Origin of the sequence: Gracilimonas sp. (assembly GCF_035704785.1) — a bacterium.
GTDB lineage: Bacteria > Bacteroidota > Rhodothermia > Balneolales > Balneolaceae > Gracilimonas.
The window spans coordinates 19411-33803 of the sequence record NZ_DASSWP010000114.1; the positions used below are offsets into that span (position 1 = coordinate 19411).

A 14393-nucleotide genomic window follows, 5' to 3' on the forward strand; every position below is an offset into this window, starting at 1 on the left:
CAGTAATTGGCTTATTGAATTAATATCTTAATCGGCCATAGCAAATGAAATCAAACTATGACTTCAAAAACAGAAATTGAGTCGTTGCTTTTTTTAATGGATGATCCCGATCCATTTGTGCAACAAAGTGTAGAAGACCGGCTACAGGAATTAGGCGAAAAAGCCGTACCGCTGTTGGATGAATATCGCGCTGAAATTAAAGGTGAAGAAGCCAGAAGCAAGGTAAATGATGTTATTCACAAGCTGACATTTGCAACTCTTGAATCTGATTTCATTGATATTCTGGATGGAGGTATAAAAACTCGCAAATCGTTGGAAGAGGCCATTTTTACCTTAGCCAGATTCGACAGCCCTACACTTCGCATTTCAGATTATCAAAAAAAGTTAGATCATTTTGCGAAAATGATTGAGCCGCAAATAAAATATAAGCTTGACGAAAAGCGCAAAATGAAACAATTGCTCAAGTTCATTTTTGAAGATCTCAATTTTAGGGGAGATGCCGAGACCTATCACGCCCCCCAAAACTGTTTTCTGCATAAGGTTATTGATCGTCGTAAAGGACTTCCCATTTCTTTAAGCCTGATCGTAATGTTCATAGCTCACCGCCTTGAAATGCCATTTTTCGGGATCAATATGCCCATTCACTTTATGTTGAATTTTGTTGGTGATAAAGAGGAATTACTGATAGATCCGTATGATAACGGGGCTATCGTATCCTACGATCAGTGCTACTTCTTCCTGAAGAAAAACAACATTGATCCTCGTCCCGAACACTTTCAAATAGCAACGAACATGGATATTGTTTTGAGATGCATTCGAAATCTCATCCACAGCTACGAGCGTAAGAAAGAAATGGAACGGGTAGAAGATCTGGGAAAACTTTTAACGGTAGCTGAAATGTACCAGAAATAATGGCCGGTTATTCAGGAACACTGCTTCAAAAAAAATTGGGCATTAAATCCGGCTACACGATCCTTCTTGTTAATGAACCAGACAATTATTTTGACTTAATAGGTGATTTGCCTGAAGAGTCCCAACTCGTAAGGGCTGATCATCCTGATCCCATCGATTTCATCCACGTTTTTTGTGAAGATGAACAGTCTCTTCTAAACTGCTTTCCTCCGCTAAAAGATAAACTTACCAAAAACGGAATACTTTGGGTCTCCTGGATTAAAAAATCCTCCAAACTTGGTACGGATATCTCCGGAAATGAAGTAAGGTCATTAGGACTTCACATTGGTTTGGTAGACGTAAAGGTTTGTGCTGTTGATGAAGACTGGTCTGGATTAAAGTTCATGTATCGAAAAGAAGACCGATAGCCGAATTTTATTCTGACCGAAGATTTTTAACAGGATTTGTCTTGGCGGCCCGCAGTGTTTGCGTACTGATCGTTAATAAGGCTAACGCACTTGCAATCAAAGCACCGGCTATATGAATGGAAATCCCAAAATCTGCTTTATTGGAAACATTTTGCAGCCACAGCGAATTGATGAACCACGATGCCGGTATACTTATGATTATAGCAGTCAATATCATCCACAGGTATTCCTTGGAAAGTGTGAACACCAATTGGTTCACTGAAGCCCCCAATACTTTTCGAATTCCTATTTCCTTGACCCGGTTTTCAGAGGAATAAATAGCTAAGCCGAGTAAGCCCAGGCAGGAAATGAAGATGGAAAAACCGGCTACCAACCCAAGTACTTTTATAAAATCTATGAATACGGTTAAGCTTGGGTTTTCTTTAAGCTGATCGTCGAGTATGGTGAATTTGAGAGCATAAGTACTGTTCATGGATTCCCAGGTATGTTCAAGGTCATTTACGAATGATATCGTTTTACCGGGCATGGTTTTAACAACTGCAAATCTGGCCAGGTTTGGCTCATAAAATAAAGCTATAGGGTCATTGGAGCTTAGCGGGTCTGAGGAAATAAAGTTTTCTACAACACCTACTACCGTTGACTGTTGGTCTTCATTTTCAATTGAGATCGTTTCACCGATGGTTTGTTGTGGGGATTCAAAGTTCAACTGTTTCACCATTTCTGTACTTATTATAACTGCACTTGATGAATCCGTACTCATTTCAGGGTTGAAATTTCTACCGGCCACCAGGTTCAATCCCAATGTTTGGATGAAATTTTCATCAATTCGAAAAGAATGACCTTCTACAATATCGGGCTGATATTCGGAGGTTACATTAACCCCATAGATCGAATTTGAGGCCGGTACCAAAGACGTTGCCGCCACAGATTGAACATCCGGATTTTGCACCAGTTTATCTTTGAGCTGATTAAAGGGAATATCGTATAGCATTACATTTACGATGGATTCACGCTCAAATCCATAGTCGGTATCTACTAAATGGCGAAATTGCTGAAACAAGATCAGCGAAGTACTGATAAATATGATGGAGAATGTGAATTGCCCCACGGTAATTATTTTCTTCAGCTTTTGTCCGGATATTCCCCGCGTATGTTTAATTCCTTTTAAAACCTGTGCCGGGTTGAATGAGGAAAGATAAATGGAAGGGTAAAGTCCGGCCAGTATCCCAACAACTACGGCAAAGCCAATAAAAGCGAGTAAGACTTCAGGCTGTAACAGCATGGATGGCTCTATTTGATTGCCCAATAAATTCATGATATAAAGTCCGTTAAATTCCGGAAGCAACCACCTAAGCAGTACTGTTGAAAATACCAGTGCAAAAAGAGCGATCATCACTGATTCTACTATAAACTGTTTAATTACGCTTGCCCGATAGGCTCCATGAACTTTTCTCACTCCTACTTCTTTACTTCTATTTAAGGCCCTTGCAACCGTTAAACTCACATAATTAAAACAAGCTATTAGCGTGATGATGATCGTAAAACCAATTAAGAACCAGGCGATCACCCCGGGCATTACCATTCCAATTTCATTCGAAAGAATCGGTCCTAAACTAATGGCTGTAATAGGTTGAACTCCTAATGCACTCAGCTGAGAAGCCCCTGTTTGTACATCGGAGTATTGCAGAGGAATTTGTTCCTGGATCTTAGTTTCGAAGGCATCATAATCCGAGCCTTCGTTCATCAGCACATAGGTATAAGAGCTCCAAAGTGTATTATTCCATTTGCTAAAGTGATTGTCCCAATCCGGATCTGAAGTTAGAGTCGAATAAGAAGCGATGGCTTCAAAATCAAAATGAGTTTTTTGGGACTCATCAATGATGCCGGTAACGGTATAATCTTTATTGCCAACCCTGGTTATCACTTTCCCGAGCGGGTCGTCCTTTCCAAAAATTTTCTCCGCGGCATCCGGTGTTAGAAGTACACTTCCGGGTTCATCCAGTGCGGTGTTTGGGTCACCTTGAAGCAGTTTAAAACTGAAAACATCCAAAAAATTGGGATCGGCATAAATTCCGGAAAAAGCGATGTCGAGCCCGGAATATCTGAAGCTGCCTGAGAACTGTGATTTGGCCCGAACGGTCTTTTCCACCTCGGGATATTGCTCCTCGAGAGTATTTGCCAAAGAGGCCGGTGAAGTCGCATAAGAACTTACACCTTCTCCGACCGAATGATATATGTCAGAGGTGATCCGTACAATTCGGTCACTGTTTTCATGAAAACGATCAAAGCTTTTTTGGTCGATGATGAAGAGGATCATCAGCAGGCAAACCGATAAGCTGGCTGCTAATCCCAAAACATTGATGAGAGAAAAGCCGGTATGCTTTTTCATGTTTCGCCAGCCTACTTTCAGATAGTTCAAAAACATAGTGGTGTTCCAGGTTAAGAATTGAAGGATAAACCAGGGAAGAGAACGAATAAGCTGAGACCAAAAATAAAATCGAGCTTTTGCTAATCCCTCTGAGTTGATGTTTTGATTGAATTCTTCTTCGAGATCTCCAATCAAATGATGAAGGTCAGGTGGAAGTATCTTTTCTAAAAACTGTAAAAGGAATCCAGGCTTTCTCATCAGGCTAACTTTTTGCAGGAGCCCAATCGAAACCAATGTCAGGCAAATTTGACCATGCGTTTTCTTGTACTGTTTTCACCTGTTGAAGTGCTCCAATTCCTTTTTGTGTTAGCTTGTAAAATCTCTTGGAACGTCCGCCCCGCTCTTCTGTAGGTTCGCTATCCCACGACTCAAGGTACCCGCGCTTTTTCAGCCTTTTAAGGGGAACATACACCGCTCCAACCGACAACTCCTGCCCGGTCAGGTCTGACAGGTACTGCCGGATTTCAAGTCCGTACGCTTCCTCTTGCAACTTCCAGACCGACAGTAAAATAAATTCTTCCATGCGGGATAGTATATCCATAAACATTTATTTTAAATTTTAGAACTAATACAAGTGGAGTGTAATAAAGTTTTTTAAAAAGGGGAAATTATTTTTTTAGACGTTGGATAAAGAATCAATAGAGTAAGCTCACAGCATCCGTCAGGTACCGTGAGCGTTATGGATGTTTTTGATTTGGAACGAACAACTTAGCCCTTGGCTTTCGACCTCATCTGTCTTCTTCTTCTCAAGGAGAAGCACGCGTTGTTAAGCAATCTAAATATGAATCAATTCCTGTCACTAAATTACTACGAAAAGTCCTCTCCTTGCCCACGATTTATCGGGGCAGGCGAGGAGAGGGTTGGGTGAGGTCGGATTATAGGGCTATATATTCTAAAGCATTTATGATCTAATTTTGAATTAGCTAATTATCCGAGATCAAAGAAATGATCAAATTCGCCTTACAACAGCCCATACGAATATGCATCCGCCGAGTAAGAACCCAATGCCGGTTCCGATGTTGAAGAAGAAGATCTGTCCCAATCCATATAGGAAAAAGAAAATAGCCCCCACCGACATCACGATATTTATTACAGATGGCAAAAGGCTGTCAGGGGAAGGAATGCCATCGGAGAACCGTTTCCAGTTGCCCATGGGGTGGACCTTAGCATAGAACTTTTTCAGGGTTTCATCAGATTCCGGCTTGGTAACAAAAGTAGCGGTCAGCCAAATGATCGTGGAAAATGTAGTGGTAAAGATCATTCCTCCGGCAAAATCATAGCCCATGTATTTTGAGTAAACAGCCCCGATAAAAGCGGCTATCATCGCCGTAATTTCACTCCAGGCATTAATGCGCCACCAGAACCAACGGAGCAAAAGCACGCCGCCGATACCGGCGCTGAGTGAAAGGATGAATTCCCATCCTCCCGAAACCGAGTCGAAGAAATAAGAAACCCCAACTCCCAGAGCAGCCATTAAAAGCGTGGCTATTCGAGAGATAAAGACGTAATGCTTTTGGGCTTTTTCCCTGGACTCGAACTCATCCGGGGGTTTCATGAAGCGCTTGTAGAAATCGTTCACTACATAGGAGGTTCCCCAGTTAAGCTGTGTCGAAATTGTGGAAACAAAAGCCGATAGAAATGCCACCATCAACAAGCCCATCCAGCCTACCGGCAGCACTTCCAGCATCATGAGTGGATAGCCGGTTTCGGGGTCTTCAAGATTTGGGAAAATAACCATGGCAACTAAAGCCACCAGGATCCACGGCCAGGGACGAACGGCGTACATCAGAATATTAAAAAGAAGGGTGCCTCCGACGGCATTTTTTTCATCTTTAGCAGAAAACATTCGCTGCGCGATATAACCACCTCCGCCCGGCTCGGCTCCCGGATACCAGGCTGCCCACCAGTTCATCCCGATCCAAATTAAAGCAGTTGTCAGGGCAATTTCAGGATTGGTGAAAGGATTGAAGCTCAATACATCGTAATTAACTGCATTAGAAAGCTGAGTCTTAAGTTCAGCTAATCCCCCAACGTGATCAACAGCAAAGTAGGCGAGGGCAATAGTTCCTATCATAGCTAAAATAAACTGCACGAAATCAGTTACTATCACGCCCCATAATCCCGAAATGGCAATGTATAAAGCGATGAGTGCGTAAAGTATTATTATCACGATCCATTGGTCGGCACCGGTTACAACGGTCAGGATCTTTGCCATTCCAACGGTGACCCAGCCCATAATGATACAGTTAAAGGGAAAGGCGAAGTAAAGAGCCCGAAAGCCACGGAGAAAGCTAGCCGGTTTGCCTCCGTATCGAAGTTCAATGAATTCGACATCGGTCAATACATCGGCCCGTTTCCAGAGTTTGGCGTAAATAAATACGGTTACAACCCCGGAGATCATCCAGTTCCACCAAAACCAGTTACCGGCTATCCCTTGCCGTGCAACAATGCCTGTGATGGCCAAAGGAGTATCAGCCGCAAAAGTAGTGGCTACCATGGAAACACCGACCAGCCACCAGGGTAGATTTTTACCTCCTGCAAAAAAGTCATCGAGGGTTTCTTGTCCGCGTGTTTTTGCGATCCAGGCTACGGCAACCATCAGCAAAACATATCCGGCAACAACGAGGTAATCGAGCGTTTCGAAAGGCATGTTTGAAATTGGTAATGAGAGATTATGAATTCTAAATTAGTGCCTGATTATACTAAAAAAGCCCGCACCAAAAAATGTGGTGCGGGCTTAAAAATGAAAACTACCAATTATTCCTTTTCCTTTATTTCTGGTCGTTCGAGGTAGGGAACTCCGCTTGAGATCCACTCGGGAGCTTCTTCACCTTTCAGGAAGTGCTCGTGCCACTGGAAAGCGCGATTGGCATAATCGATCTGGTTTTCCTTTTGGCGAAGGCCGTGATTTTCACCTTCATAAACCAGCATCACATAGGGTTTCTCCATTCTGCGCATGGTGTTGTAGAGTTCCACGCCTTGGTTGAAATCAACCGCTCCGTCATCCGTGCCGAATTCTACAAGCAACGGAGTGGTGTTATTTTCCATATTAAAGATGGGAGAGTTTTCGATGAATTTATCCCAGTCATTCCAGTATGGTTCTGGGAACCTTCCCTGGCTGACCTCAAATATCTGGGCATCCGGAGTCCCCGAATTCCAGTACACGGAATTGTACATACTCACCATATTGGTAAGAGGCGCACCGGCCACCGCTGAATTAAACATATCAGTTTGAGTGATGATAAATGCCGTTTGATAGGCGCCCCAGGAATGTCCCGTCAATCCGATCTTATCTTCATCTATCATGCCCGTTTCTAGTACTTTTTGGACAGCAGGTACCACACTTTCTACGGCAGAAACACCGGGATCTCTGAGCACATAGTTGATGTCCGGCTCAAACACGAAATATCCTTCTGAGGAATATCGCCTCATATTATACGGACTGGTTCGGGTTGGAACGGAATAGCTGTGCATAGCCTGAGAACGCATCTCATAGATGTAAGTGATCATCGGGTATTTTTTACCTTCTTCATAATTAGCAGGGTAAAGGAGTCGTCCCTGTAATTTATCGCCACGGGCATTCGTGAAAGTAATGAGTTCATCATCCGCCCAATGATAATCCTTTTGCTGGGGATTGGTATCGGTGATGCGTTTCGGGTTTCTGAAACTATTTCCGGCATGATAGAAGTTGGGAGATTCGGTAGCACTTTCTTTCATGAATACAAATGCATCTGCAGATTCTGCTTTATCCAGGCGACTGATCATCCTAGATTCATAGATAAGTTCCTCCAGCCGGTTTCCGCTATCGAGTCTTGCATAGCCGTGGTCTTTGGTATAATAGCCGTATTTGGAAAAGTATATCGGCTGATCCTGGGCAAGGTGATCTTCTTCGTAATTCATCCGTGTTTGGCGATACCTAATTTCATCATCAGTGCCATTGGTTACTTTTTCATGTCGGCTACCATCAGCCCAGACTTTATACACATCATATTCATCATAGATTAACAGCCAGTCATCTCCTTCAACCCACTGTCCGGTTCCAAAAGGCGGAAAGTTTTCACGACCGCTTATGCTTTTATAATTTTCAAAGCGGGTATCTATGTCTTCCGTGATGTTGGTATGGGTGTTACTTTGAATGTCGTACGTCCACCAGTCTGCATCCCTGAAGTAAAGGATATAGTTCCCGCCAGGACTGCTGCTTGCGTTTTCGTGCCGTTCAAGGATCCTGGTACGCTCACCGGAGTTTGTGTTGATCACGTAAATATCATTCCATCCTTCCCTGAAAGCCGGTTCATAGGGATGAGGGTCATAAACGATGGCATGTTCGTGATTACCGGTCAGATCTATATCTTCGACCTGCTGATCCTCAAGTTGTACGAAGCGGTTATTACTGAGGTGCCATGCTGATAGATAATTATCACGCTCGTTTTGGGTTCGTCGAACTTCCTGTTGTGGCTGAATTTCAGCATCTCTCCAGTGCCACACTTCTACATTTGTGGGATCAAGGTCTTTGTTGAGCTTTGCGATCGCGGAAGTGTCTTCAGGTTCATCTTTTTTAACTTCCCATTCTTTAATGCCAAAAAAGACGGTTTCACCATCTTCAGCCCATGTCAATCCGGCAAAATCAACTACGCGATGATCATCCGGCAACTGATTGTTTTCAGTATGATCAAAAACTTTTTGGGTAGAAGTATTTGCTACATCGGTGTAGGCATAAACCACATGAGTCTCATCTTTGTGAACCGTGTCACTCTTTGTTTTCATGAAAGCTAACGCATTATTTTCATCATGCCATGAAAGCCCTTTATAACTTGCTGTATCACTGTCTAAAACGGTGGTGCTGTTATTGGATAAATTTAGTAAATGAACTCCGTTTCCGAGTTTTTCAGATGCATCAATTGCTACGGCGAGATGAGTGCCGGCATCGTTAAATGAATAATCGGATACATTGCCCACGAGCTGGTTTGAGCCGGAATGCAGGTTTCGAATAATGATGTCGGTCCCGGTGGTTTTTACACCCTCAGCCTTATATTTTTTCATTACAAGGTGACTTCCGGTTTCATTGAAATCAAAATCCTGTATCATCTTAAAAGTATCGACCTCAGCGGTAGATAAATTCATCAGGCCCATATCGTATTGAATGGGTTTCTCTTGTTTTTCCAGTTTCCTTGCTTCGTCCTCAGAAACACCAATTCTGAACGCGAACCATTGGTTATCACTTGAAAACTCAGGGTTGGTGCCATACATGAATTTATGTTCATCTCCGGAATCAACATTGGTAAGCATAAGCCAGCCATCGCCTTCAACCAAAGAGATCTGATAGGAAAACCAATTTCCATCATCTGCAAAAGCAGTAGAATAGATATTTTGCCACTGAGCATAATCGGCAGGTTTTAGATCCTTTTTTTGAGCCTGTAATGAGCCTGAGACCAAGAAAAGCAACGCAAAGATCCCGACTCCAAAAACTTGTTTCTTCATTAATACATCCCGTTAGTTTAAATTTGTGTTGCAACACAGTACTATTTTATAAGCAAAAAATCATATTTCCATATTCTTTTTAAAGCGTTCTGCATCATACTTTTACATACTCATCGGATGAAATTTTATATCTCGTGAAAAAGTTTAAATTCCAAGAGATTATTTAACGTACCTAAGGCCGTTTTTGAGCCAAAATGTAATACCATATCACCTTGGCTGTACCGTCTGGAGCCTTCCGGAGTGGAAGGGTACATTCTTCAGTGACGATGCCAAGCCTTCGCAATTTCTTACCCAATATGCTTCCGTCTTTAATTCGGTGGAGGGGAACACCACTTTTTATAATGTGCCTACGCCTGATACCATCTTGAAATGGGGAGAGCAAACGCCAAAGGGATTTAAATTTTGTTTTAAGTTTCCGCGGTACATCACCCACGAAAAGCGGCTGTATAATGTGAAGGGAGAAGTGTTGGATTTTGTAAAGCTATTTGAGCCGATACGGGAAAAGGTTGGCCCTTTTATGATCCAGTTTCCGGATACATTTTCACCTTCCGAGTTATACAGGCTGGAAGAAGTTTTTTCTATTTTGCCTAAAATGTTCAGCTATTCAGTAGAAATGAGGCATAAAGATTTTTTCGATCATGGAAAGCATGAACGAAATTTGATCTCTTTACTGAAAAGCTATGATGTGGACCGTGTTATTTTTGATACCCGTAAACTTCATGCGACCAAATCAAACGATCCCACCATTATTGAAGCCCAAAAGAAAAAACCTAAAGTTCCTGTCCGCTTCGACACTACCTCATCCCGGCCTGTATTGCGTTTTGTGGGGACCAATGATGTTTTGAATAATGAACCCTATTTAAAGGAATGGGCAATTATTGTTGCGGAATGGATCGGAGAGGGATTGCATCCCTATGTGTTTATCCATGCCCCGAATAAAGCGGACCAGCCTGCACTATGCCGACACTTCCACAAGCTGCTATCTGATTTCATGGATCTGCCCCCGCTGCATGACTGGCCCGCAAACAGACAGGATAAGCAGCTTGGATTGTTTTAGAAGATGAGTGACGTAGCTTCGATATGTGATGCCTAATTGAGACACTGCCTCTCATTACTGACACCTTGGAAACTTGAAGATGGTTCTTTTCTCAAACCGACCTACTCTATAACCCCAATAAAAGCTGTGCTCTCCACGAAGGATTGGGCATTCAACTCATCCATGGCCTCCAGCTCTTTTCCGGGCTCTGTTTTTATGATGGCCGTTCGTTGGGCGGGCCTGAATATGTTCATTTCCAGGTTTTCAAATTGTGATCTTATCTCTTCTACCGTTGATTCTATCGCTTCTGCATTCAGGTACACCAAAAGCAGCCCCTGTGGCCCCTCTTCTTCTAATTGCTCGATCAGCTCATTTAGTTCGCTGTCGCTCATCATCCGGCTTTGCTTGATCTGATTCAGCATGTTGGGATCATATGTGTGCCTTAGATCCAGGACGGAGTTGACCACGGCAAGCGCCGCTATTTCTTCAATCTGGCTTTCTTCAGGCTTATTATTAATATTAAGCACAATGTTCTCGAAAATGGCCGACTCCACTTCATAGCCAAGGCGGGTGATTTCAGTCCTCATTTCCTCTTCAGATACACCCAGCTCAAAACTAACCTGTATCTTAGCTTCTGCCAGCTTGTACTGGCCACTTTCCAATTTTTTTAGATCGGAGTCATCTATAACCTGGGCAGAAAGAGTTGAAGACAGGAAAACAGATAACAATAAAAATGTGAGTAGTTTCATGGTTTTGACATAGTTTATGGGGCTATATATCTAACAAAAGTCCTTAGTTAATGTTGTATCCCATAACTTAAATAAAGCCAAAATTTTTAACGTGCAACTAAAATCGAATATCTTAAAAATAGATCAGCCTCAAAAAAAACAGCTTTTGAAGCTGTGATATTGGTTTTTTACTAAAAATTATCGTCTTTTCGAGCTAGTGAATTTTTAATAACTATAACGGCTTAGACTATGGGGTTGTTTGATGTGGTTTTACTTACCGATTCCAGATACGTTGATCCGGTTTCACCCGGAAAATATGTTCAGAATATCCTGGATGAGGATCAAATAGTGCGTGAATCGTTGGAAAGCAAAGGCTTAAAGGTAAGCCGTAAAGACTGGGCTGATCCTGAGTTTGACTGGGAAAGTACAAGATCCGTTTTATTTAGAACAAACTGGGATTATTTTGATCGTTTTGAGGAGTTTTCGAAATGGCTGATAAATACTTCTTTAAAAGCCAAATTTATCAACACCGCTGACTTGGTGAACTGGAATGTGAACAAGCAATACCTTGCTTATCTGGCCGATAAAGACATTCCCATTGTGCCAACTCGTTATATAACGCGAGGAACCCGGTTATCTTTGGAACAGCTGCATGCATTGACAGGCTGGAAAGAAACGGTTATCAAGCCAACCGTAGGCGGTGCTGCACGTCATACCTACAGCATTACGCATGAGAACTTACATGCCGTCTCAAATAAACTTGAGAAATTGATGAAAGAAGAAGACTTCATGCTTCAGCCTTTTCAATATTCAATCCTGGAAAAAGGGGAGATATCCCTAATGATCTTCGGGGATCAGTTTAGCCACTCGGTATTAAAGAAAGCGAAAGAAGGAGATTTCAGAGTACAGGATGACCATGGAGGAACGGTCCATAATTATAAGGCATCAGAGGAAGAAATCACTTTTGCATTAAAAGCCGTGGAGGCCTGTCCTGAAAAACCTGCCTATGCCCGTGTTGATATGGTAAGGGATAATGACGGTGAGTTAGCGGTTTCGGAGCTGGAGCTCATTGAACCGGAACTTTGGTTCCGTTATAAACCATCAGCTGCTATGTTACTAGCTGATGAAGTGATCGAAAGACTGAATTAAAGCCGGGTTTAGTTCTCGAATTCTTCGATATAAGCCCGAATTCGCTTGGCATTAACCCCAAGGTCACCGCGACCTATTCTGGATTTTGAACGGATGTCAATTTTACTTCCTGAAGCAGTAGTATCTACCCGTATCACCACATCATCAATGAAGCCAAACCAGGCTAATTTTTCGTAAGCTTCGATCCGGCCTTCTGCCTTATTCTCATCTACTAACTCCCAGGGCATTTCACGTGCGGCTTCCAAAGCTCTATCGTAGGCTTCTTCATAGCTCATCGGTGTAGTGATGGTTTCAAGATCAGGATAAAAGCTTTGTTGGGTTTCTGCCGTTTCTTCTCCGGCATATTCAACGGGGTTTGGAGCATCAGCCCGTAAAGGGGCGATGGCATTAAATGCCGGGGGGTCTTCAACATCGGTTGTGATATCATGAATGGGAGGGTAGCCTTGCTGAACTTCATTGTACCAATAACCGATATTTACTAAAGCGGCCAGAGCAAAAAATATGGACAAAGAGCCGGCCCTAATAAAATTCGTAGTTTTTTCGGTGAGGCGGAACAGGCCAATTGCTGCAATCAGGCCTCCAAGAATTGCGGCTCCGGTTCCCCATGGTATTATTGTGAATCCAAAACTAAAATGCCACCAACCCCATTGGTATCCATATCCTGATAAAATGACGGTCAGGGCTCCGAGTACAGAAATAACGGTTCCCCAGATTATTAAACCTGAATTTAATTTAGCTGATGCCATGCGTGTCCCCAATTATGTGAAGTTTCACCTAATATACATCAGAATAAGGATTTTTCATTCCTTTATTGATCTAAAGCTGCTTTGATGCGCTCGAAGATCTCATCGATGGAACCCATGCCATCAATTTTCTGAACTTTACCCTGATCCTTATAGTGGTTCATCACCGGCTCTGTTTCTTTTCGATAAACAGAAAGTCGGGTCTTTACCTTTTCTACGGTATCATCAGCGCGGCCTTCACCCCTGGATAAGATCCTTTTAACCAACTCTTCTTCCGGTACGGAAAGGAAAATGAAAGCATCTAAGCTGTCATTGTTTTTTGCGAGAAAGGCATCAAAAGCTTTAGCCTGAACTACTGTTCTTGGGAAACCATCCAGGATATAGCCATCCTGATATTTTTCATTACTAAGTTCATCAGCAACTAGGTCTACTACGGTTTCATCAGGGACTAATTCCCCGGAATCAAGGATAGATTTAACTTTAACACCTAATGGTGTTTTGTTTTTTATAGCTGCACGAAAAATATCTCCGGTTGAGAGGTGGGGGATACTGTATTCGTTTTGAAGCTTTTTTGCTTGTGTACCTTTTCCTGCACCCGGAGGGCCAAACAGAATAATATTCATTACTAAATTATAGTTTGGTTAAAACTTAGATCAAAAATGAAGAAGCAATCTCCAGAACCGGCATACAATAATGGTCCGGTATCAGGAGATCGCTAAAAAGTAATAGTATCCCGGCCGCCACCGGAATAAAAAGGGACTAAATTTAATTTTTAGCGTCTTTATCTTTAATACGAGCTGCTTTACCACGTAGGTCGCGAAGATAGAAGAGTTTTGAACGTCTGACTTTTCCTTTTTTCTTCACTTCGATCTTTGCGATGAAAGGAGAGTTAAGAGGGAAAACACGCTCAACACCAACATTACTGCTAATTTTACGCACGGTAAATGTTTTGTTTGGGCCGCTTCCACGCTCAGAAAGTACAATGCCTTCATACTGCTGAATACGTTCTTTTTCACCCTCACGCACACGATAGTGTACATTCACCGTATCGCCGGCAGTAAAAAGAGGAATTTCCTCATTCATTAGGCTTTGCTCTACAAGTTTTAGCTTATCCATGATTTCTAAATTTAATCCCGACCGTTGCCGGAATTGTTATTAATGTTCTTTCTTAAATTTTTCGTACAGATCTTTTCGTCGTTCTCTGGTTCGTTTTTCAGATGCCTGCTGTTTCCATTTAGCCACTTTTTTGTGGTCCCCGGAAAGTAAAACATCTGGGACCTTTAGGCCTTTAAATTCTGCAGGGCGCGTATAAACAGGCCCTTCCAGCAATCCATCCTGAAATGAATCATTCAATGCGCTTCCCGCATCTCCCAACACACCGGGAAGAAGTCGAACAATGGCATCTGTAATAGCCAATGCAGGAATTTCACCTCCCGAAAGCACATAATCACCAATAGAATATTCTTTGGTGATCAATTCATCTCTAACTCGCTGATCGACGCCCTTATAATG

Annotated in this window: 12 protein-coding genes and 1 pseudogene; 4 read left to right on the forward strand and 9 right to left on the reverse strand. The window is 42.5% G+C overall.

Going from position 1 to position 14393, the window contains the following annotated elements; genetic code table 11:
- Positions 1–57 precede the first annotated feature (57 nt).
- Complete coding sequence (locus VFM80_RS06900) at positions 58–912, forward strand: transglutaminase family protein (protein ID WP_395070876.1); 855 nt, start codon at positions 58–60, stop codon at positions 910–912.
- Positions 912–1319, forward strand: a complete 408-nt coding sequence (locus VFM80_RS06905; RefSeq protein ID WP_395070877.1) for a DUF3052 domain-containing protein — start codon at positions 912–914, stop codon at positions 1317–1319. Before VFM80_RS06900 ends, VFM80_RS06905 begins: the two co-directional genes overlap by 1 nt.
- A gap of 7 nt (positions 1320–1326) precedes the next feature.
- Here VFM80_RS06905 and VFM80_RS06910 read toward each other — a convergent pair whose 3' ends face one another.
- The 4 genes from VFM80_RS06910 to VFM80_RS06925 form a co-directional block, all read right to left on the reverse strand.
- Complete coding sequence (locus tag VFM80_RS06910; RefSeq protein WP_395070879.1) at positions 1327–3945, reverse strand: ABC transporter permease; 2619 nt, start codon at positions 3943–3945, stop codon at positions 1327–1329.
- 4 nt (positions 3946–3949) lie between these two features.
- Positions 3950–4288 carry a PadR family transcriptional regulator gene (locus tag VFM80_RS06915; RefSeq protein ID WP_395070881.1) on the reverse strand — a complete coding sequence of 113 codons (339 nt, stop codon included), beginning with the start codon at positions 4286–4288 and terminating at the stop codon, positions 3950–3952.
- Positions 4289–4696: 408 nt separating this feature from the next.
- Entirely contained in the window at positions 4697–6397 is a 1701-nt protein-coding gene (locus VFM80_RS06920) for a sodium:solute symporter family protein (protein WP_395070883.1), read from the reverse strand.
- Positions 6398–6504: 107 nt separating this feature from the next.
- A complete protein-coding gene (locus VFM80_RS06925) occupies positions 6505–9225 on the reverse strand; it encodes a S9 family peptidase (RefSeq protein ID WP_395070885.1) in 2721 nt (906 codons plus the stop codon).
- 184 nt (positions 9226–9409) lie between these two features.
- Here VFM80_RS06925 and VFM80_RS06930 point away from each other — a divergent pair, with 184 nt between their 5' ends.
- Positions 9410–10282, forward strand: coding sequence for a DUF72 domain-containing protein (locus VFM80_RS06930; RefSeq protein ID WP_395070887.1), 873 nt, complete (start codon positions 9410–9412; stop codon positions 10280–10282).
- 101 nt (positions 10283–10383) lie between these two features.
- On the opposite strand, the gene VFM80_RS06935 is transcribed toward VFM80_RS06930, so the two are convergent.
- Positions 10384–11010, reverse strand: a complete 627-nt coding sequence (locus tag VFM80_RS06935; RefSeq protein WP_395070888.1) for a hypothetical protein — start codon at positions 11008–11010, stop codon at positions 10384–10386.
- A 228-nt stretch (positions 11011–11238) separates the two neighbouring features.
- Between VFM80_RS06935 and VFM80_RS06940 the strand changes: the two genes are divergently transcribed.
- Positions 11239–12138, forward strand: coding sequence for an ATP-grasp domain-containing protein (locus tag VFM80_RS06940; RefSeq protein WP_395070890.1), 900 nt, complete (start codon positions 11239–11241; stop codon positions 12136–12138).
- Positions 12139–12146: 8 nt separating this feature from the next.
- Here VFM80_RS06940 and VFM80_RS06945 read toward each other — a convergent pair whose 3' ends face one another.
- The 4 genes and pseudogenes from VFM80_RS06945 to VFM80_RS06960 all read right to left on the reverse strand — a co-directional run.
- A complete protein-coding gene (locus tag VFM80_RS06945; RefSeq protein ID WP_395070892.1) occupies positions 12147–12884 on the reverse strand; it encodes a DUF1499 domain-containing protein in 738 nt (245 codons plus the stop codon).
- A 62-nt stretch (positions 12885–12946) separates the two neighbouring features.
- Entirely contained in the window at positions 12947–13504 is a 558-nt protein-coding gene (locus tag VFM80_RS06950) for an adenylate kinase (RefSeq protein ID WP_395070894.1), read from the reverse strand.
- Between the two features lie 142 nt (positions 13505–13646).
- Entirely contained in the window at positions 13647–13997 is a 351-nt protein-coding gene (gene rplS / locus VFM80_RS06955) for a 50S ribosomal protein L19 (RefSeq protein ID WP_395070896.1), read from the reverse strand.
- 39 nt (positions 13998–14036) lie between these two features.
- Positions 14037–14393: pseudogene (locus VFM80_RS06960) on the reverse strand (tRNA (guanosine(37)-N1)-methyltransferase TrmD); the annotation flags it as partial.

What these genes read in the sequence shown, in the direction of transcription:
- VFM80_RS06900 (WP_395070876.1), top strand. Translation starts at nt 58, where the DNA reads ATGACTTCAAAAACAGAAATTGAGTCGTTGCTTTTTTTAATGGATGAT.
- VFM80_RS06905 (WP_395070877.1), top strand. Translation starts at nt 912, where the DNA reads ATGGCCGGTTATTCAGGAACACTGCTTCAAAAAAAATTGGGCATTAAA.
- VFM80_RS06910 (WP_395070879.1), bottom strand. Translation starts at nt 3,945, where the DNA reads ATGAGAAAGCCTGGATTCCTTTTACAGTTTTTAGAAAAGATACTTCCA.
- VFM80_RS06915 (WP_395070881.1), bottom strand. Translation starts at nt 4,288, where the DNA reads ATGGATATACTATCCCGCATGGAAGAATTTATTTTACTGTCGGTCTGG.
- VFM80_RS06920 (WP_395070883.1), bottom strand. Translation starts at nt 6,397, where the DNA reads ATGCCTTTCGAAACGCTCGATTACCTCGTTGTTGCCGGATATGTTTTG.
- VFM80_RS06925 (WP_395070885.1), bottom strand. Translation starts at nt 9,225, where the DNA reads ATGAAGAAACAAGTTTTTGGAGTCGGGATCTTTGCGTTGCTTTTCTTG.
- VFM80_RS06935 (WP_395070888.1), bottom strand. Translation starts at nt 11,010, where the DNA reads ATGAAACTACTCACATTTTTATTGTTATCTGTTTTCCTGTCTTCAACT.
- VFM80_RS06940 (WP_395070890.1), top strand. Translation starts at nt 11,239, where the DNA reads ATGGGGTTGTTTGATGTGGTTTTACTTACCGATTCCAGATACGTTGAT.
- VFM80_RS06945 (WP_395070892.1), bottom strand. Translation starts at nt 12,884, where the DNA reads ATGGCATCAGCTAAATTAAATTCAGGTTTAATAATCTGGGGAACCGTT.
- VFM80_RS06950 (WP_395070894.1), bottom strand. Translation starts at nt 13,504, where the DNA reads ATGAATATTATTCTGTTTGGCCCTCCGGGTGCAGGAAAAGGTACACAA.
- rplS (WP_395070896.1), bottom strand. Translation starts at nt 13,997, where the DNA reads ATGGATAAGCTAAAACTTGTAGAGCAAAGCCTAATGAATGAGGAAATT.